This window comes from Paenibacillus sp. 1_12, assembly GCF_900114475.1.
GTDB lineage: Bacteria > Bacillota > Bacilli > Paenibacillales > NBRC-103111 > Paenibacillus_S.
Genome location: NZ_FOTE01000005.1, coordinates 300,456 through 320,621 on the forward strand (window position 1 = coordinate 300,456; position 20,166 = coordinate 320,621).

Here is a 20,166-nt window from a genome sequence, read left to right on the forward strand (position 1 = left end):
CTATTTATACAACATTATATCATTCTCCAGATCCCGTTGAAAATCGCCACCCAAGTAAACTATTTGGCTGGATTGGAAACAGAGGATGTCATGCCATACTTTTTACCCAATTGCTGCCCGAACAAAGCAGCCAGGATTTGCTGAAACAACATGCCGGCAATAACCGGAAGGGCAACTGGAGGAGGGAAGAAGCTGATCGCGAGCACCGCGCCTGCGCTTAAGTTACGCATCCCTGAATTTATCGTAAGCGCAATGGTCACTTCCCGGTCCCATTTCATCCAATGAGCGACAAGCCAGCCGGCAATATATCCGAAAGCTGCAAGCACCAAAGCTACGATAATAATCTCCAGCAGCTTCATATTAAACTGCTTCAAATAGGGAGCTACCACCGAGCTATTAATGGAAACGACCACAAACAGCCCAATTTTCGAAAAAGGAGCAAGCTTTGGACCCAGCATCGGTTTGATCTTGCCCTTTGTTAATTGATTGAGCAGCATCCCGATGATAGAAGGAACAACAACCATCCAGAGCAGTCCACCCATAATATCCAACGGCTCCATGTGAACCTTGGCTCCTACGATCAAGGAGAGGCTCAGCGGTACAATCACGGGAGACAGCAGCGTATCCAATAGAATGAGTGCTAGCGTAAGCGCAATATTCCCACCGTAGATGGTGACCCAGACCAGACTAACTACCCCTGTCGGAATGACGAATAACAACACGAAGCCCGTCTGTGTTAATTCATCACCCGGAAAAAAGTAGGCTCCGGCTGCCCAGCCTAATATAGGCATGACCAAATGCAAGATAATCAGATTAGCTACAATCGGCAGCGGAAGCATCATCACCCGCCCTAAATCCTTGAAATTGGAGCCGATGCTGCCAGCAAACGTCATTGCGGCAAAGATCCACGGCACCAAAAAGCTGAACGAGTGCAGCCATGCAGCACCCAAGAGACCCACGAGCACGCCTGTCGGCGTAAGAAACGGCATACATTTTTCTAAGATTTTGTTTAATCGGTTTAGCATACTCAGCCCTCTTCTGACTATAAAGTTAGACAACATTTAATGAATTATCGTTACATTGTAGCATAATCTCGGCAGCTGCAAACGATCTTTTTTGCTATTTATCCAAAAAGAAAAACGCAAAAAAGAGCAGTTTTCAACTGCCCTGCCCGTCAGATACTAACATTGAAGCCAAGATGGCTTCGGCTGTAACTCCTTCTCCTTCATAGGAAACGAGCGGCGAAATCTCGACAGGCCCCTGAACCTCATCAAGCACAACACCGGCTTTTACCAACCAACTGCGATGCAGCTCATAGATTAGCTCTCTGGCTGTTTGCGGGCTGTCTTCCCCATCCTTGTTTTTAACAGGAGCAAAATCCATTTCGCGTTTGCCTTTGAGAACCGTAATCGCCTCAGCAAGCGGAAAAAAATCAAAAATAAATCGTTCGAACTTGTACCCATTTGGCTGTGCGGCTTCAATGATTTGTCCATTCGAGTCTAGATGCCTGATTTTTTTGTGAGCGATATGATATGGAATGCTGCAGCTAACCAACTGTTCAATCCAGTCACGACGAAATAAATGAATGGAGATATTCCCAAGCCCATAGGTCAGCTTCCCGTCACTATTGTATTCAAACATCAATTGCTTCGGCAAATCGGAATATTCTACGACCATGGGCCGATTCCCCTTCATGCCTATTATGCCGACCTTTTCCTCCGGATACGCCTTATCAATAACCTTGGTCGCAACAGGATGATTATAATGAGCAGCAACACCAAGAAAAGCAGGATCTGCCACCTTAATCAGCGCATTATCCACATTGTAATAAAACAACCAATCCACGCCACGGTGTTTCATGTCGGTCAACATTCCAGACCTGTTTAATGCCGAGAAGCATTCACCATTCCCGCTTGGAGCCAAACTAATCTCATCCATCTCCGACAAAAAGATACGCCCATTCTCATCTACGGCAGGCATAACTCCCTGCTCGAAAAACTTGCAATCCTCAGAGCCATAACCAAAATAATCAGCTTCCGCCATGTAATCGACCGTTTGCTGATGATTGTCCGGACTTGTCATGATATACCATGGGATACGTCTGCCTGCACGCCGAGACAGATTGAGCAACCGCTCTGCTTGAAGCTGAAACAACGATTTGTGGGAAGGCAGTCCAATATCATAGGTCCCCTTTGGCCCTTCATGTCCCAATCGGCTTCCCTGACCACCAGCTACCACAATCGCCCCAACCTTGCCTTGCCGAAGCAGATCCCATCCCTTGTTGGTAAAATACAGCTGCTCGTCCTCTCGTAACAGCTCCCAATCAAAAGCTCCGATCGGAGTCAAGTCTTGATAGGTTTGAAGAGTCTTAGCCGTACACAGTTCACTTAATGTATCCCACTGCTTCCAGTCGATACTTTGAATTTGATTCAACAGCTTTTCCTGTGAGTCCACAGACAGCTGATCATAAAACTGAAGCAGGTGTGTCTGGTTGTGGCGGCTAAGCTGTTCCAACACCCGGTTATATAATTCTTCCATTTCCTGCCTCCTAAATTGAAAAAACGATAACACAAATATTTCCTATAATGATATTTTACCATATAAAATAGCAATTGTTATGGCAGCCAACCATTTTTCTTTGCAATACCGATTGCATCTATCCGGTTTTTGGCCTCGAGCTTTTGCAAAATTTCTGATACGTAATTCCTTACGGTCCCTCCCGTCAAAAACAACTTATTGGCTATTTCATTCGCAGATAAGCCTTCTGCTACCAGCTTCAATACTTCCTGTTCACGCTCCGTCAACGGATTCTCCGCTTCCCATAAGGAAACAGAAAGGGCGGGACTAATAACCCTTCCACCCTTGTATATGCTCCTTAACGCGGCTGCAAGCTCGTGTACCGGTGAGTCCTTTAACAAATAGCCCTGCACGCCATATTTGATTGCACGTTGAAAATATCCCACGCGTGCGAATGTTGTCAAGATCACAACACGACAAGAATGACCCCGCTCCTTAAGACATTCGGCCACATCCAGACCGGTCATCTTGGGCATCTCAATGTCCAGGATACAAATATCCGGCGACATGTCCATAATCATCTGAAGGGCTTGTTCGCCATTTTCGGCCTGACCGATGACTTCGATATCGTTTTCCATATCCAGCAATGCACTTAAAGCGCCGCGCAGCATGTTCTGATCCTCGGCAATAATCACTCTCATGTGTGGCTCTCCTTTGTCTTCACATGTTTTACAACCTTCGGAACGACAAGAATTACACTTGTCCCTTCACCCGGAGCGGAATGAAAGTGAAGCTTGCCCTCAACCAGCTCAAGACGTTCCCTGATTCCTCTTAATCCTGCGCATATTGGCGAATGTCCTGAAGCCGGATAAGCGGTTCCGATGCCATCATCTCGAATCGTCAGGGTAAAGGGGTCCGTCGCTGCCGCGCATACAATAAAGCAATGTCTGGCTTTGCTATGCTTGACGACGTTCGTCACCAATTCTCTCAGACACATACCAAGAATGTTCTGGATCAAGGGAGGTACCTCGGCAGCCTCCGCTTTACCTTGAATATGCAGATCGATTCCAGCGGCAGACAAAATCTGTTCAGCATGCACCAGTTCCTCGTTGATCGTCACTGTATTTATGTCCGATACAAGCTCCCTTACCTGCTTAAGAGCAGCGCGGGCAGTCGTTTGTATATCTTTCGTTTCCTGAATGGCACGTTCGGGATTTTTACTAATCATTTTCTCTGCCAGCTCGCTTTTGAGCGCAATCAGCGACAGCGTGTGGCCTAGGGTATCATGCAGATCCCGGGAAATCCGCTGCCTTTCCTCATTTTTGACCAAACGCGCAATTTCATCATTAGCATTATCCAGCTTGCTGCGCAGCTCCTTTGACCGAAAAACTCCCTTCATGACGATAGGCAGTACGGTCATCACTAACATAGAAGGGATAAGATTGATCAGATCGGATTCATTCAATTCAAGTCCGCTGAAAAAAAGCACAAGCGCAAATAAAACAAGCTGAGCTGACATTCCGGCTATAAACAGTTTAGGGGTAGACAGCATCCCGACAATGGCAGCCGTATAAAATCCCATAAAAATAAAGCTTTGATCAAAATGCAAGCTGAAAAATCCAATAATTACAAACATAACCATCACATACAGCAAGCGCCGCGACGAATCCATGTAGCTTAGCAGGAAACACATAACAAACAAGGCAAGCACAGAAAAGCCGATCCACATGTCGGAAACCGATTTGTGGACCAGCGTAGTGATAGGTATAATCAGATAAATCAACCAGATAAATGAAAATATCAAGCTTCCACGTAATTTCCTGTCCAATACGGAACCAGACTTGGTCATACTGCTTCCTGCCTTCTTATCATATACGACGATAATACCATAAAAATGATCACGTATGCTGCAAGAATCCCAATACCTTCCCAATCCATTGAAATCCCGGCAACGATGTTCCAAGCGGCCTGACCGTATCGGTAAGAGGGGAGCCACAACGCCATTTGCTGCATGAACTGCGGCATCGCTTGTATAGGCATCCATAAACCTCCAAGCCCAGACAATCCCATAAATAGAAGCTGGGCCAGCACTTGTACAACTTCAATGCTGCGGATCGTACCCAACAGCGTGCCAAGAGCCATAAAAGGAATAACCCCAATCCATATCCACAGTCCGCACGCAATCCATTGCCCCACCGATAAATGCACGTCGCGGAACACCGCCCCAATAATGAACATAAGTACAATTGTGCCCAGATTGATGATGGATTGGGCTGCAATTTTGGAGAAAACATAAGCACCTGAAGGGAGAGGAGTGAGTTTAATTAATTGTACCCAGCCTTGCATCCGCTCTTGTGCAAACCGCAGGCTGAGTGTATTGATGCTCCCACCTATGACGCCAAACACCGTCATAGAGATTAAATAATAGGCCTTCCAATCGATTCCGCCTACCTCCATATTGGGATCTATCGTATTCGTAAAAATAAAATAAAAGACAGCAGGCATCAACAAAGCAAACATAATAAATTTGCGATTTCTCAAGGTGCGCAGCAGCTCTGCTTTACATTGTGCCAGCATCGGTCTCATAAGAACATCTCCTGTCATTTCTGATTCATTGCAATTTTGCCGAATTATAAGGTTATCCCCGAACCAATGCCTGAAAGGCTTCCTCCAGACCAACGCTCTGGATTTCAATATCGGTTGCATCCAACTCCTGCCGCACAATCGCTGCGATGAGCTGATCCGTATCACTGCTGTACAGCTTGACTCTGCGCCCCTTCCACTCTGTATCCATAATACCTGGAAGACTGCGCAGCCGCTCCTCGGTCAGACCGAGTCCCGCTGTAAAGGACAATATCTTGCTGTTCGTCGTTGCTTTGATTTCCTCTGGTGTTCCGTCGGCGACAAGCTTACCTTTGTTAATGACGACCACTCGGTTCGCAATGGCATCCGCCTCCTCCAAATAATGTGTAGTCAAAATAATCGTTCTTCCTTGTCCCGCCATCGCTTTGACAGTTTCCCAAAAGAGCTGTCGCGAGCTGACATCCATACCAACTGTAGGTTCATCGAGAAACAGCACGGACGGATCGCCCGCCAAAGCAAGCGCAAAGCCTAATCTGCGTTTTTGTCCACCGGATAGTGCCGTTCCGAGCTTCCCCTTTTCCTCCACGAGTCCCGATATTTTGAGCAGCCGTTCCAAGGGTAAGGGCTTGGAGTAATAATGTCGGAACAAATCGATTGTTTCCCCAACCTTCAATCCATCAATGCTATGAACTTCCTGAAGCATGGCTCCAATTCTGTCTTTAACAGCTCGATCCTGCGGGTTTCCGCCCAGCAGACGAATTGTTCCACTTGTCGGTTTTCTCAGTCCAAGTGTCATTGCAACAGTCGTTGTTTTCCCAGCGCCATTAGGGCCCAGCAAAGCGACCACACTGCCTTCAGGAATCGTTAATGTGACATCGTCTACCGCCCGTTTGCCTTTGAACTCTTTGGTAACATGCTGCAGTTCTATGACTGGTTTCATTCCACACACCTCATTTAATGGATTTCATGCTCTTCAGTATAGTTTGCATTCATAATCTGAAACATCGATGAATGTCATAGCTTTCGCCTGACAATTGTCACGTCCGCTTGGGTGCCAATCGCAAAAAAACACCCCTGTCCACTAAATGCGGATAGGGATGCTTGTACAGTTGGTAATGATTTCTTAATTAAGGCTGTTCTCCGAGCGGCAGCAGCTCGATTAAATCCTTCATGTCAATGTCAGGCTGCGGATATGTAAGCGGCAGCTTTTTCAATGTATCCACAATTAGCGACAACACGACGTAATCTCTGTACCAACGGTTATTTCCGGGCACCAGATGCCACGGCGCATCCTTGGAGTTACAATTAGTGAACACACTTTCATAGGCCTTTTGATAAGCGTCCCAATAATTGCGCTCCAACAGATCGCTCGGATCGAATTTCCACCTTTTTGATGGATCGTGAAGCCGTTCCTCAATTTTTTTAATTTGAAAATCTTTGGAAATATGCAAAAATATTTTCAAAACAATCGTATCATGGTCAGCCAACAGCTTCTCAAATTGCTTAATATGCTTGAAGCGCCGTTCAGCCTCTTCATCCTCTATCTGATTGTGCACACGAGTAATCAAAACATCTTCATAATAGGAACGGTTAAATGCCGTAATATATCCCCTGACAGGCGTTTCCTTATGAGCTCTCCACAGAAAATCATGTGAGGATTCTTCCGTCGTCGGTTGTTTAAATGAGGTTACCTTGAAGCCCTGTGGATTCACTCCGGACAATACCTTTTTGATTACGCCATCTTTGCCGCTGCAATCCATCCCCTGAAAAATAATGAGCAGTGAATACTTTTTACCGGCAAACAGCTTGTCCTGCAGCTCTGTCAATTCCTCTTTCAGCTGCTCGTAGTGCTCCGCCAGCTCTTCCTTCCCGGAAAAAGAACCCGTATCATCGGGATCATACTGGCTTAGCTTAATCTTTTTGTCACGCGGCAGCTTAACATTTTTGGACATCCTCAACCACTCCTCTTGAAATCTGATGATAAATCAAGCAGCGAACTTGATTATCTAGCAAATCAAATGCTCCAGCTTGTAAAAACGCAGTGCGTTATGGCCGAATATTGCGGTTTTCTCTGATTCGTTTACCCCGTCTAGTAAGGCTTCCTCCAATAGCTCCACTACTCGTTCATAGCTGGCTGCCAGCAAGCAGACGGGCCAATCACTGCCAAACATAACACGCTCTGTGCCAAAAGCTTTTACAATATGATGAATATAAGGTTTCAGCTGCTCTGTCGTCCATGCCTGATGATCAGCTTCAGTCACCATCCCGGACAACTTGCAGGTTATCGAAGGATAAGAGGCAATTTCCTGCAGCTGCGAAGCCCATGGCTCCCATTGTCCTTGTGCAATATCTGGCTTGGCGATATGGTCAATGACCCCACGAAGATTAGGTACCTCCCGCAGCAGCTTCAACACAGATGGCAGCTGGTGTGAACGCATCAGCAGATCAACCGGGAAATTCTCTGACTCCAAAAACTTCAGAGCTTGTATACTGGCGGGCCGCAGAACCTCATCAGCATCCTCCATAATTTGAATCATGATACGAATCCCAACCAATTTGGATTGTTTCCTTAAGGATTCATATTGCTCGCGGAAATCAGTATGCTCCAAATCCAGCCAACCTACAACACCTGCGATTGAATCGTTGTGCTGTGCAAGCTCGAGCATAAATTCCGTATCCTTCCGAGTCGGAGCCGCCTGTACAACGATCGTCTTGTCAATCTGGCTGCGTTCCAAATGCTCTGACAAATCTACTGGAAAAAAATCTCGAACCAATACTCCTCCATCCGACCCTGTCCAATCATAATCTCCACGCGCCAATTGCCAATAATGCTGATGTGCATCTACTCTCAACCTGCATGACCTCCCTTATTCGCAGCTCTTTTTATAGAGCTGTGACAGTCTCATTGAACTCATATTACAATAGAACCAAATGGTTTTACAATAACTTCAGGTATTCCATACATTTTACAAAAATAATTGATAAATCGGTGTTTCAAACGTTATATTATGGGTAAATAATCATATCGAAACATATTGAAAAACCAAGTTAAAGAGATTATCACAAATTTGTATAACGATTTTAAGGTTATTTTAATGATGTTCATATATACTATTTATTATATCCATTTATTAGGCGGGTGAGCGTAGTGAAATTGTTCATAACAGTACAGAATAAAACGGTTCCTGTTTACTCCGATGAAAAGAACAAAAAGAAACTAAATCTTCTTGTTTCTGCTCTGGAATCAAAAGTAGTAAAGGGAAAAAGAGCAATCAAAAAATGTCTCGACTCCTTAATTAGCATCGAAATTGTCGGATGCGAAGCGATTCTTCATTCTTATAATGAAACTGACTCCCTGGCTTTATCGCTCTATTAAACTAAGGTAAAGCCTTCTCTGTTACCCATCCTATACATATTTATAATTAAGAAGCCGCTGCTGCGGCTTCTTTGTTGTTCATTAGAAACACCATAATGATTCCCTGTACAGGTGAATTCTCTCGCATTCTGTTATAATTCATGCATACCTAAGAACATCTGGAGTGATAGAATGACCATTTTGCCTATTGATACAATTCTTCCTCAACTGAGAGACACCTTACTAGCTCATACGGGAGTCGTGCTGGTAGCTGCACCCGGAGCAGGTAAAACAACACGAATTCCGCTGGCACTGCTGGACGAGCCCCTGTTCGCAAACCAACGGATTCTGATGCTGGAACCGCGACGTCTCGCTGCCCGTGCCGCTGCCCGCTATATGGCTGCTTCCCTTGGTCAACAGGTCGGTGAAACCGTTGGATATCGTGTTCGAATGGATACCCGCGTAGGACCATCTACACGAATCGAAGTCAATACGGAAGGTGTTCTTACCCGAATGATTCAGCAGGACCCCAGTCTGGAGGGCGTAGGCGTCGTCATCTTTGACGAATTTCACGAACGCAGCCTTCATGCAGATCTCGGGCTAGCTCTATGTCTGCAAGCACAAGCATTACTTCGCGACGATTTACGCATAATCGTGATGTCGGCGACTCTGGATGCCCAAGCTGTTGCTGGGCTGATGAATGATGCGCCCGTCATTATCAGCGAAGGGCGAAGCTTCGAAGTAACCACCCATTATCTGGATCGAAGACCTGAGGGGAGAATCGAGCAGACGGTTGTACGTGCTATAGTTCAAGCGCTGAATCAACATGAGCAGGGCAATATGCTTGTATTTTTGCCAGGAACAGGTGAAATCAGACGGATTGAAGCAAGATTACGTGAACTTCAGCTCGGTCCACTCGTTCAAATCACTCCGCTCCATGGCTCCATGCCGCAGGAAAGCCAGGATCGAGCTATCTCACGAAGTCAAGTGAATGAACGGAAAATTGTGCTCACCACATCAATTGCTGAATCAAGTCTTACTGTCGATGGAATTGGGATTGTCATTGACAGCGGCCTGAGTCGTGTCCCCCGATTCTCCCCTCGAACCGGGATGACCCGTCTGGAAACCATTCCAGTGTCGCTGGCATCAGCCGACCAACGCAGAGGGAGGGCCGGTCGCCTTGGCCCTGGTACATGCTACCGCCTGTGGATGGAGGCTGACCATAGGCTTCTCCAACCGCTCAGCAAGCCGGAAATAGCTGAGGCGGATCTCGCCCCTCTGGCTTTGGAGCTGGCGGCATGGGGCATAACCGAGCCTAATGAACTGGAGTGGCTTGATTCTCCGCCACGTGCTGCATTTCTGCAGGCTCGTTCGCTGCTTATCCAATTAGGCGCAATGCATACAGATGGATCGATTACATCGGAAGGTCGCCGTATGGCAGGTCTGGGTCTTCATCCACGGCTTGCACATATGCTGCTTAGTGCAATTCCTCTTGGACTCGGAGAGCTTGCTTGTGAGCTGGCTGCGCTGCTCAATGAACGGGATTTCTTTAAGGGTGATGCTGCAGCTCCGAATGCAGACCTGCGACTGCGCGTAGAAGCTCTGCAAAGAGCTATGAAGTCGAAGGAACTTACTTCGGGTCCCCTATACCATGAAGGCTTTACTGTTGATGCTGCAGCCTGCAAACGTATATGGTCAGAAGCCAACCAATGGAAAAGGGAGCTTCATATTGGGATTTCCTCCCATCCGGGGGATGTACATCACTGCGGGCTGCTGCTTGCCTTTGCATTCCCTGATCGAATAGGGCAGCGCAGAGCACAGGGGGGCTTTCTCTTAAGCAGCGGACGCGGCGCTCAGTTCCAACATATGCAGCCGTTATCAAGCTCGCCTTATTTGGTAGCAGTGGAGCTGGATGATCAAGGTACAGACAGCCGAATTTATTTGGCTGCTCCGGTTGAATTAGAAGAGCTGGAACAGCATTTCCCCGACAGCATCGAAAGGGAGACTGTTACCGCTTGGGATCCGACTGTACAGGCAGTCCGTTCCCGGCATTATGTTCGTATGGGGGCTATTCTAATCAAGGATGTCCCGAATCACTCACCTAATCATGACGACGTGCTTCAGGCACTGGTTCGTGGAATTGTCGTAGAAGGATTAGCCCTGCTGCCTTGGACAAAGGCATCTCTTCAATTACGCGAGCGTCTCCGATTTATGAATCATCATGATAACGATTGGCCTGACGTGACGGACGATGCACTTATGGCTACCATTCAGGATTGGCTGGCTCCGCATCTGCATGGGCTCAAAAGCCGCAGCGATCTTCAGCGGCTCAATATTATCTCCATATTGGAGTCCATGCTGTCCTGGGAGCAGCGCCGCACATTGGACGAATGGGCACCCACACATATCACGTCTCCCAGCGGTTCACGGATCTCTGTCGATTACAGCAATCCGGTTAGCCCTACCCTATCCGTTCGGCTTCAGGAAATGTTTGGTATGGAGCAAACTCCACGAATTGGTGGCGGCCGCGTCCCTATTTTGCTCCACCTGCTATCGCCTGCCCAGCGGCCCGTGCAGGTAACGAGCGATTTGGCCAGCTTTTGGCGTCATACGTATTTTGAGATAAAAAAAGATCTTAAGGGACGCTATCCGAAACATTACTGGCCTGATGATCCGCTTATTGCCATGCCAACCAGCCGAGTACGGCCAAGGCATTAAAGTACAACAAACTAGAGACACAAATAAGACCAACTGGCGATGCCTGCTGGTCTTATTTCATGAACATTTTGGAATGATCATCTATGCCGATTCGCGTTCAACGTTTATGTACAATTACTCCCAAGGAAACTTTGTGATCAAATAATGGGCAAACTTTTTACTTTCTTCCCTGCGGGTTTTTCTCATCTCCGCCCGTTTGAAGGCCGTCTCGTGCAGCTGCTTTTCTTCCTCCGTCTCCGGAATCACGGTCGGAACCTTGGCTGTCTTCTTGTTCTCATCAAACGCCACAAAGGTTAGAAACGAAGTTGCTGCGATATTACGCTCTCCAGTTTTCAAATCCTCGGTTACAACTTTCACGAAAACCTCCATGGAGCTTGTTCCCGTCCAGGTCACAAAAGATTCTAGTGAAACGGCATCACTGGGGTTAATTGGTAATAAGAAGTCAACCGAATCCGTTGAAGCTGTTACCACCGAACGCCTTGAATGCTTTGAGGCTGCAATGGAGGCAATATCATCAATATACGCCATCAATTTCCCGCCAAATAACGTATTATTGTTGTTAACGTCCACTGGAAATACCCGTGCTGTTTTGTAGGAACGGGATTCCTTAACAAATCGCTGCTGCTCCATAAATATGCCCCTTTTCTCATTTGAACTAGCTCTAACTTATCTTATCCATTTAATCCTTACTATAACGATCCTCTTGTTCATAGATTGCTTGGAACTCATGCTGTTCTTTATCGCCATTTGATAAGGAGCGAACGTCACCCACGGGCGTACTCTGCAGCTCGTTTGAATTGCTCGTCGCTTGGGCGCACACCTGTATATAGGATGAATTGCTCCAATGCCTGAATAGCGAAAACTTCCGCTCCAGTAATCACTTTCTTGCCTTTCATCCTTGCATGACGGATCAGTGGTGTCTCAGCAGGAAGCGCAACTACATCAAATACGGTCTCCGCTTTATCGATTAATTCTGATTCAAATGAGAGATCCTCCGACTCTAAACCACCTGCCATACCAACAGGCGTGACATTCACCAAAAGATCAGGACGTATCCTTCCCAAATCGGCCGTCCACTCATATCCATAAGTATGTGCTAACGTACTGCCAGCAGCTTCATTCCTTGCAACGACAAAACCTGAACCAAAACCCGCATCACGCAGCGCACATAAAACAGCTTTAGCCATACCGCCGCTTCCACGGAGAGCAAATACACTATCACGCCGCACATTGTGCTGGTTCAGCAATTGTGAAATAGCAATATAATCCGTATTGTAAGCTTTTAGTCGTCCCTGATCATTCACGATGGTGTTAACCGACTGGATCGCAGTCGCAGAGTCATCCATCTCGTCCATAAATGGGATACATGCTTCTTTGTAAGGCATAGAGAGGGCACATCCACGTATTCCCATAGATCGAATGCCACCTATAGTCGCTTGCAAATCGTTCGTAGTAAATGCTTTGTAAATGTAATTAAGATCTAACTCATTGTACAAAAAATTGTGAAAACGAGTCCCAAAGTTCCCAGGCCTGCCGGCTAGAGACATGCAAAGTTGTGTATCTTTATTGATTGTTGCCTTCATAATTACCTCCATTTTGACAATAACCATTCTGTTTACCTAATCATTATATCACCTAATTTTCTATATGTATCAAGCAGATAATTTGATACAATGACCATAGGATTAAAAAAATTAGACAAATAAACAATCAGCAAGCGCTACATCCACTTTTTGCGTTTGAAAAAAAATAACATGCCTACAATGATCGCCGCCATAAGAATCCATACATAGAGATAGCCATAACTCCAATCTAATTCCGGGATATCTTTAAAATTCATTCCATAAACCCCAGCGATAAATGTTAATGGAAGGAATATCGTGCTGATTACCGTAAGTGTCTTCATCGTTTCATTCATACGATCGGATTTCATACTAATCTGCATTTCCAATAAGCCCGTCAGAGATTCACGGTACAAATCGATAGAATCTACAACCCGTGAGATGTGATCGAAAATATCGGCGAAATAAACGTCCGCATCAGGGTGGGAATATGGAAAGTTTTGATGACTGATCGTTCCAATGACTGTTCTTTCTTCAACGAAAACCCGACGAAGGTTGTGGGTTATACGTTTTAATTGGAAAATTTCCCGGGATATGGGTGCGTAGGGATCTTCATGGATAGCCTCTTCCCATGCTTCCACTTTATCTTCAATGCGATCTACAACTTGAGCGTATTCATCTACGCACCTGTCCATTATGTGGTAGAGAATCTGAGCAGGGATTGTCATCCTCCCCTCAACCTCTTTAAATTCCTCATATAAACTATCAAGCAGCGGAATATCATGCTTATATACGGTTACAACATAGTTCTTACCGATGACCAAAGCAATTTCCATAGCTTCATATTGCTCGCTGATCGCACAGAAGGAAATAAAAATATTGTTTTTATATCTATCCATTTTGGGACGTCCATGCAATTGGATACAATCTTCTACCAAAAGATGATGGCTATCAAGTAAATCGGATAAAACATGTTTGGTTTCTGATGATTCCGGGTTGTGAAGGCGAATCCATACGATCTCATGTTCCGCTGGTTTTCTTACTTCTTCTGTAGTTGTTCGATGAGTCAAAGTATTATAGATCAGCATATGTATCCTCCGTCAACCTTGTTTTCTTGTTTAAGAACACTCTGAATTTATTATATCACTCACTAGCGATAAGCGAGAGAGCTCGAATGAAACGGCGCAGCCTTTAAGGATTCACTATATATTTTACAATAAATCGGTTATTCACGAGACGGGAGATACCAATGGTTATTGTTAGTATTCTGCTTTTTGTTTTTGGTTTATTAATGCTGATACGGCCTTCATTGATTTGGACAATTACAGAAAGCTGGAAATCAAACGACGCAACAGAACCGTCAGACTTGTACCTTTGGTCAACCCGATTTGGTGGAGTCATGTGCACCCTTGTAGGGATAGCAGCTATTTGCGTTTATTTTTTTGTATCAGCTTGATTAACATTTTATTGCAAACCATTGCTGTATGAAGGACAGGGGGTACTGTATTGAAAAAAATGTGCATAATCGCATCCGTCATAATAGCTCTATCAGGATGCTCACTAAATACGAACAATATGGACTTTAAGATTCGTTCTGTAAATACCGAATTAACGAAGCAGAGCGGCTTGGAGCATTGGAAGTTAGCCTTACTACCAAAAACTAATTCTCTGGGACAACAGGGCTACGATATTGAATTTCAAAATACAGGAGAAGCGTCGGTTAAAAGTGTGGTCGTATATTATAGAATAGATACAAAAGAAAAGCTTTCGGGTAAAACGGTAAAAGCGGATTCAAAAACCGTGATTTCTAAGCTGGATCCGAACGAAAAAATAACATTATCCGATTTAACTTTGCCAATGGATACTCCGATATCGGTAGCAGTAGAATGGCTCGAAGTCAATCATATAAGCATGGGATCGGGGATTTTTAAGATAACAGAATCTAAGTAACTACAAAAGGTGCTGCTCATTGATGTGAGAGCGTCTTTGTTATATACACGTAATCAGTAAGCTTATGAGTGAAAGGGGATATGCAGTGATTGAAGATACATCTTCATCCGATGATCAACTAGTATTCAAAGCCCAGAACGGGAATCTCGAGGCGTTTCGCACGATAGTACTTCGCTATTCAAATGCCCTGCTTTCTGTTGCATACAGTGTATTAGGTGACTTTCATGAAGCCCAAGATGCTGCGCAAGAAGCATTCTTGAAATGTTACAATCATCTGCATACGTTGCAGGATCCCTCTCGTCTTGGAAGCTGGCTTTACGCCATTGCCTATCGAACAAGTCTTGACTTTGTCAAAAAGAAAAAAACATCCCTCCCTTTTAACGATGCAATGGCTCAAAAATCGGACAACGTCCATTCCTGGCTTGATCAGCATATCATTCAGGAATCCATTTGGAGCGCATTGCAAACATTGGAGAAACAAAGTAAAGCAGCTGTTGTACTTCATTATTTAAGTGATTGGTCAATGAAAGATATCGGTCAATTCCTGAATTTGTCCCCAGATGCTGTGGAGAGCCGCATTCGTCGTGCCAGAGAAAAGCTTAAACTCTACCTTGCTGACGATTTTGAAGCCTATTTCCGCACTTATCGACTCGATCGGGATTTCGAGCAAATCGTTTGCGAACATGTACTGAGAAGTGTGGGGCATTTTTATATTCCAGTCACAAATAAAAAGCAAACAACAGCGTGGTTCTTTCGTCATTTTCAGCTGGGAATGACGATTCATGGCAATCTGCAGTTGGAATCTGGGCACGAATTGTACCTGCTCGAATGCCATAATCATTTTCCAAAAGAGCTGCCTATATTAACTTTTACGGTATCCGATGTGGATGAGCTATGGTCCCTTTTACAAAGCAAAGAGGTTATTACCAATCCAATAGAAACTGACGAATGGCTGGGCAAGCGCTTTGTTTTTTATGACCCTGACGGAAACAGATATCATGCCGTTGAACATAAATAAAATATTTCTGCTTGCGACGGATTGAGTCCAATCGAATCGTCTATATATCGAAAACACTTTAAACGAGAGGTGGAACGAGATATGGTGAAAAAAGAATCTAGCGAATTACAGCATCAGCAGGTGGCGCAGAAACCGCTGCTAAAAAGTGTTCTCTGCAACTACTTACCTGTATCTGATCTGGAACGCGCTGTAACATGGTATGAGGAAATATTGGGATTAACGGTAAGAAAACGTGAGCCTGCTGGAGCTATTCTAATCCTCGGAAATGGACAATGGTTATTCCTTCTGGAATCCACAGAGAAAAGAACCGCAAACTTTATTACCGACCAATGGGAGGGTGCACATTACGAAATGTTCTCCTTAACCTTCGAAACTGAGAACATTACAGAGCTTCATAAGAAGCTTCGTGAGAATGGGGTATACGTCGAATCACTGGTTGACCATGACAGCTGCGGCTTACAGTTTAAATTTAAGGATCCAGACGGAAACAAATTTAACGTATGGCAAGATATCACATCTGCATAACGGCTACAAGCTGCAAGCTCTTCCCGTTTAGGGTGGAAGAGCTTGTTTATTTTGTCTATCTTGGTTTAGCCGTGAGCCCTTTTATTGGGAACAACAGTGTTATTGACTCGCACATGCTTGAAACAATAAAAGATCATAAGTAGCAGCTACGCCTCCCTCTATGCTGAATCTAGCCTCATACTCCTTATACATGTTGGCGAACAAACGCCGCGAGCTGAGGCCACATATAGTGGCGGCTTCTGAAGTGCTAGCTCCCATCGCTTTCACCGAAAGAAGAAAATCTCTTGCAGTAGAATGCTTTTCATTATGAATCGAGCACTCATATTGAATATCTGAAAAACCTGCTTCCTCAAGCAAATTTTCCCATTGACCAGTCGATTGAAACGACAGCCCGTGCCGCTGCGGCTCTATACCGCTAATTCTATAAGCTTCATCAAATGCCTTATGCAGCTCGTAAAACGTATCTGGGCCGAATGTCGTAAACACCAGCAAGCCTCCAGCTCGAAGCATCCGTCGAAGATGGCATAACGTTTGCCCCGGATTGCTTAGCCATTGAAAGCAAGCGTTGGAGACGATAAGATCGAACGAACCGTTGCGAGCATCAGATGCCCACATTTCAACATCAGCATGGTGAAAGCGTAATCGATTCGGTTGTCTATTGCTGTAACCGACGTGATTTTTTATGCTTGACAAGACTCTTTGTTCCGCCACCTCAATCATCGCGGGTGCAATGTCAAGCGCAGTCATAGACAACCAGGACCATTCGTTACACAAAATTTCAGTCAAGCCACCCGTACCACAGCCGATCTCAAGTATGTCGAGCTGTTCGGTGTCGCCTTCGTTCTTCGACCTTTGAATAGATTGGATAACTCGGTCTGCCATCATACGCTGCACACGGTCATGGATGTCATAAGACCCTGCTGCACTGCGATTAAATCGACTGCGGATTGTATGTTTCCTGTTGCTCATGCCACCATTTCCTCAGTTCTTCACTTATTTGATCTTCCCTTCCCATAAATGGAACATGACCGCACCTGGATATAGTCATCAACTCCGCTTGAGGCAATAAGGTCAGCATCTCTAATGCAGCTCCATATGGGCAGATTTTATCCTCAGTACCATGCACAATAAGAACCGGGCACTCGATTAACGGCAGTTGAGATAAGCATTCCTCGCTTTGCAAAATTTGAAGACCTGCGATTAGTGCAGGGGTCGTCCAACTACCGATGGTGGGAAGATTTTTTTCAAGATCGGACTCCCGCTCTGTCTCCGTAAATAAGAGCTGTCGAAAACTTGTTTCAACAGCATGCCGATCCTTTGAGAGTCCCTTCATCATCTGCCTAACGTATGCGTTCGTCCATCCACGGTCATTCTCTTCTTTGGAACGTGTAAACTGGGCTGTTGCCGCAAACAACACAAGGCCATCAGCTAAGCCTTTAGCCGCCAGTCTAAGAGCAAGCAAGCCGCCAAGCGACCAACCGCCAATCAACAGCGGGCCGCGGTTCGCACTTGTCCTACAATCAGATTCATCTGAAGACAGTAAATTTCTTGCTGCTGTTTCAGTCAAGAGCAGCATGCTCTCTGGTGAATTAGCAGTGCTATAATTTACGGAAACATGATGGAAATCAGGCAATAACGCGCAAAGCCGATCGAAAACGGTATCCGCCATACTCCATCCGCTCAGCCACATGATAGTGCCACTTTTCCCCTGCCGATTTTTCAATCGATTATGATTCAATACGCTCATGAATGCAGTACTCCCAATTGAAGTCCAATGGTGCGGATTTGCTCGGCGGCATCAGTCAGTTCAATATCCGTATGAGCAGCTGATAATGAAAAGCGAATTCGTGCTGTACCATCCGGCACAGTTGGTGGGCGGATGGCGGCGGCGGCGATACCTGCCGATTCAAGAGCGCTGCTGAAGCGCAAGGCCGTAGCGTTATCACCGACGAGCACAGGTACTATTGGAGAGTCACCTATAGCAATTGTAAAACCTGCAGTGCAAAGTGCGGATCGAAATAACCTGCTTGCTTCGTAAAGCCGTTCTCGGCGCCAATGTTCACCTTGTATCAAAACTAACGCCTTTGATATACCAGCTACGACAGATGGAGGCAGTGCCGTTGAATAAATGAAGGGTCTTGCCTTATTCACCAGCCAGCGAATTAGCGTGTGGGTGCCGCAGATATAAGCGCCGTAGACACCGAACGACTTGCTAAACGTTCCCATATGAATATCCACATCATTCTGCATCCCGAGCTCATGGCATAATCCCTCGCCGCGCAGCCCATAAATCCCTCCGCTGTGTGCCTCGTCCACCATCAGCATAGCTCCGTATTCCCGTTTGATTGAAGCGAGCTCAAGCAGAGGCGCTTGGTCACCATCCATCGAGAAGACGGCGTCTGTAACGATCAACTTTCGCCGTTTATCTTGATATCGTTGTAATAATGATCGCAAATGCTCCATATCGTTATGACGGTACCGAGCATGCTCCGCGCGGCTCAATATAATACCGTCAACAATGCTGGCATGGTTCAATTGATCACTGAAAACAACATCACCCCGGTTTACTAGCGCACTAATAACACCTGAATTAGCCATATATCCATTCGCAAAAACAAGCGCTGCCTCCCGATTCTGCCAATCAGCCAGTGATGCTTCAAGATGGCTATAAGGAGGCCGGTTGCCTGTCACAAGGCGTGAAGCTCCGGAGCCAGCTCCTTCGGTGAGCAGTGCCTTGCGCATCGTATCAATAATACCTGGATGTTGGGCAAGTCCCAGGTAGTCATTGGAGGACATATTGAGCAGTAATCTTCCTCTACTCTCTGTATAGCCAGGTGCTTCGCAGACCGGGCTACTTTCACGCAGAGAACGTTCCAACGTAGCGTCAGCCCATATTTCTAATTCCCTTTCGATCCAGTTTATAATTATCACCACCTTAAACCGCGTTTAATTCAATCTCAAAGCCTAAATCTTCAATAATTTGATGATCAGCCGTAACGTCTTGGCCTGTTGTCGTTAAATAATCTCCTACAAATAGTGAATTTGCAGCGTACAGAGACAGAGGCTGTAGAGTGCGGAGGTTGACCTCACGACCACCCGCAACGCGGATTTCTTTGGAAGGACAAATGAAACGAAACAAAGCCAGTACCTTCAACGCTTTCATCGACGGTGTGCGGCCTGCTTTTTCCAAAGGGGTTCCCGGAATTGCATGCAGGAAATTAATCGGAATCGAATCCGCATCAAGCTCTCGAAGTGCATAAGCCATTTCAACAATTTCTTGATTGGTCTCGTTCATGCCGATAATGACACCGGAGCATGGAGACATGCCATGGGTCTTCACCTTTTCCATGGTTTCAACACGTTGATCGTAGGTATGAGTCGTGGTAATAGATGGATAATTGGCCTTGCTAGTATTCAAATTGTGGTTGTAACGATGTACGCCCGCTTCTGCAAGACGTTCGGCTTGATCGTCCTTGAGAATTCCCAAACAAGCACAAATTTTTAGTGGCATCGTTTCACGAATTTCTCTAACCGCGTCCACCACTTGATCCAGCTCTTTGTCTGTTGGGCCTTTCCCTGCTGCTACGATGCAATAGGTTCCAGCTTTGCGCAGCATGGCTTCACGTGCACCGGCAAGCAATGTGGCTTTATCAAGAATGGTATACTTTTTAACTGGAGCCGTCGAAACGATAGATTGTGAGCAATAGCCGCAGTCTTCGGGGCAAAGTCCACTTTTGGCATTAATGATCATGTTCAGTTTCACTTTATTGCCGTAAAAATGTTTTCTCACAGTGAACGCAGCGTGCATTAACAGCAGTACCTCTTCATTGTCGGCTTCGAGCACAGCGAGCCCTTCCCCTAACGTTAAGCATGTACCATTTATCGCTTTCTGGGCAAGCGTTTGCCACTTCGTTTCGATTGCTATTGTGGTCATCTCC

21 protein-coding genes are annotated in these 20,166 nt (G+C 45.7%); 6 read left to right on the top strand and 15 right to left on the bottom strand.

Annotated features, from left to right (window positions below; all coding sequences use genetic code 11):
- Positions 1-59: 59 nt before the first annotated feature.
- The 8 genes from BM210_RS13995 to BM210_RS14030 all read right to left on the bottom strand — a co-directional run bounded on the left by BM210_RS13995 (position 60) and on the right by BM210_RS14030 (position 7,952).
- Positions 60-1,025, bottom strand: coding sequence for a bile acid:sodium symporter family protein (locus BM210_RS13995; RefSeq protein WP_177237807.1), 966 nt, complete (start codon positions 1,023-1,025; stop codon positions 60-62).
- A 133-nt stretch (positions 1,026-1,158) separates the two neighbouring features.
- The gene (locus BM210_RS14000) at positions 1,159-2,538 is read right to left on the bottom strand and encodes a UTP--glucose-1-phosphate uridylyltransferase (protein WP_091169097.1); all 1,380 of its coding nucleotides are present in this window, start codon (positions 2,536-2,538) and stop codon (positions 1,159-1,161) included.
- Positions 2,539-2,615: 77 nt separating this feature from the next.
- Positions 2,616-3,218, bottom strand: a complete 603-nt coding sequence (locus BM210_RS14005; protein ID WP_091169099.1) for a response regulator transcription factor — start codon at positions 3,216-3,218, stop codon at positions 2,616-2,618.
- A complete protein-coding gene (locus tag BM210_RS14010) occupies positions 3,215-4,366 on the bottom strand; it encodes a sensor histidine kinase (RefSeq protein ID WP_091169102.1) in 1,152 nt (383 codons plus the stop codon). The genes BM210_RS14005 and BM210_RS14010 overlap by 4 nt, the downstream gene beginning before the upstream one ends.
- On the bottom strand, positions 4,363-5,103 hold the full coding sequence (locus BM210_RS14015) for an ABC transporter permease (protein ID WP_091169103.1): 741 nt from the start codon (positions 5,101-5,103) through the stop codon (positions 4,363-4,365). Before BM210_RS14015 ends, BM210_RS14010 begins: the two co-directional genes overlap by 4 nt.
- Before the next feature lie 52 nt (positions 5,104-5,155).
- Entirely contained in the window at positions 5,156-6,040 is an 885-nt protein-coding gene (locus BM210_RS14020; RefSeq protein WP_091169106.1) for an ABC transporter ATP-binding protein, read from the bottom strand.
- A gap of 187 nt (positions 6,041-6,227) precedes the next feature.
- The gene (locus tag BM210_RS14025; RefSeq protein WP_091169107.1) at positions 6,228-7,052 is read right to left on the bottom strand and encodes a PPK2 family polyphosphate kinase; all 825 of its coding nucleotides are present in this window, start codon (positions 7,050-7,052) and stop codon (positions 6,228-6,230) included.
- A 54-nt stretch (positions 7,053-7,106) separates the two neighbouring features.
- A complete protein-coding gene (locus tag BM210_RS14030; protein ID WP_091169110.1) occupies positions 7,107-7,952 on the bottom strand; it encodes an amidohydrolase family protein in 846 nt (281 codons plus the stop codon).
- A gap of 296 nt (positions 7,953-8,248) precedes the next feature.
- Between BM210_RS14030 and BM210_RS35685 the strand changes: the two genes are divergently transcribed.
- Positions 8,249-8,476 (top strand): 3-dehydroquinate dehydratase, encoded by a 228-nt coding sequence (locus BM210_RS35685; protein ID WP_091169112.1) that lies wholly within the window; start codon positions 8,249-8,251, stop codon positions 8,474-8,476.
- Positions 8,477-8,647: 171 nt separating this feature from the next.
- Positions 8,648-11,173: an ATP-dependent helicase HrpB gene (hrpB, locus tag BM210_RS14040; RefSeq protein WP_091169113.1), complete on the top strand. Its 2,526-nt coding sequence runs from the start codon at positions 8,648-8,650 to the stop codon at positions 11,171-11,173.
- Between the two features lie 114 nt (positions 11,174-11,287).
- Here the strand turns inward: hrpB and BM210_RS14045 are convergent, their stop codons facing one another.
- The 3 genes from BM210_RS14045 to corA form a co-directional block, all read right to left on the bottom strand.
- Entirely contained in the window at positions 11,288-11,803 is a 516-nt protein-coding gene (locus BM210_RS14045; protein WP_091169116.1) for an acyl-CoA thioesterase, read from the bottom strand.
- A 134-nt stretch (positions 11,804-11,937) separates the two neighbouring features.
- Positions 11,938-12,756: a shikimate 5-dehydrogenase gene (locus tag BM210_RS14050; RefSeq protein ID WP_091169117.1), complete on the bottom strand. Its 819-nt coding sequence runs from the start codon at positions 12,754-12,756 to the stop codon at positions 11,938-11,940.
- Positions 12,757-12,893: 137 nt separating this feature from the next.
- The gene (corA, locus tag BM210_RS14055) at positions 12,894-13,823 is read right to left on the bottom strand and encodes a magnesium/cobalt transporter CorA (protein ID WP_091169121.1); all 930 of its coding nucleotides are present in this window, start codon (positions 13,821-13,823) and stop codon (positions 12,894-12,896) included.
- Positions 13,824-13,984: 161 nt separating this feature from the next.
- On the opposite strand from corA, the gene BM210_RS36250 reads away from it, so the two are divergent.
- From BM210_RS36250 to BM210_RS14075, 4 genes are all read left to right on the top strand, one after another.
- A complete protein-coding gene (locus BM210_RS36250; RefSeq protein ID WP_091169123.1) occupies positions 13,985-14,191 on the top strand; it encodes a DUF6199 family natural product biosynthesis protein in 207 nt (68 codons plus the stop codon).
- A gap of 50 nt (positions 14,192-14,241) precedes the next feature.
- Positions 14,242-14,685 carry a hypothetical protein gene (locus BM210_RS14065; protein ID WP_091169126.1) on the top strand — a complete coding sequence of 148 codons (444 nt, stop codon included), beginning with the start codon at positions 14,242-14,244 and terminating at the stop codon, positions 14,683-14,685.
- Between the two features lie 85 nt (positions 14,686-14,770).
- Entirely contained in the window at positions 14,771-15,703 is a 933-nt protein-coding gene (locus tag BM210_RS14070; protein ID WP_256223597.1) for a sigma-70 family RNA polymerase sigma factor, read from the top strand.
- A gap of 81 nt (positions 15,704-15,784) precedes the next feature.
- The gene (locus BM210_RS14075; protein WP_091169131.1) at positions 15,785-16,228 is read left to right on the top strand and encodes a VOC family protein; all 444 of its coding nucleotides are present in this window, start codon (positions 15,785-15,787) and stop codon (positions 16,226-16,228) included.
- A 99-nt stretch (positions 16,229-16,327) separates the two neighbouring features.
- Here the strand turns inward: BM210_RS14075 and bioC are convergent, their stop codons facing one another.
- Genes bioC through bioB form a run of 4 tightly spaced genes read right to left on the bottom strand, consistent with a single transcriptional unit; the run spans position 16,328 to position 20,162 of the window.
- A complete protein-coding gene (bioC, locus tag BM210_RS14080; RefSeq protein ID WP_091169134.1) occupies positions 16,328-17,197 on the bottom strand; it encodes a malonyl-ACP O-methyltransferase BioC in 870 nt (289 codons plus the stop codon).
- Positions 17,160-17,975 carry an alpha/beta fold hydrolase gene (locus tag BM210_RS14085; protein ID WP_091169136.1) on the bottom strand — a complete coding sequence of 272 codons (816 nt, stop codon included), beginning with the start codon at positions 17,973-17,975 and terminating at the stop codon, positions 17,160-17,162. The genes bioC and BM210_RS14085 overlap by 38 nt, the downstream gene beginning before the upstream one ends.
- Positions 17,972-19,150 (bottom strand): 8-amino-7-oxononanoate synthase, encoded by a 1,179-nt coding sequence (gene bioF, locus BM210_RS14090; protein ID WP_177237824.1) that lies wholly within the window; start codon positions 19,148-19,150, stop codon positions 17,972-17,974. The genes BM210_RS14085 and bioF overlap by 4 nt, the downstream gene beginning before the upstream one ends.
- 13 nt (positions 19,151-19,163) lie before the next feature.
- Positions 19,164-20,162 (bottom strand): biotin synthase BioB, encoded by a 999-nt coding sequence (gene bioB, locus BM210_RS14095; RefSeq protein WP_143101047.1) that lies wholly within the window; start codon positions 20,160-20,162, stop codon positions 19,164-19,166.
- Positions 20,163-20,166: the final 4 nt, after the last annotated feature.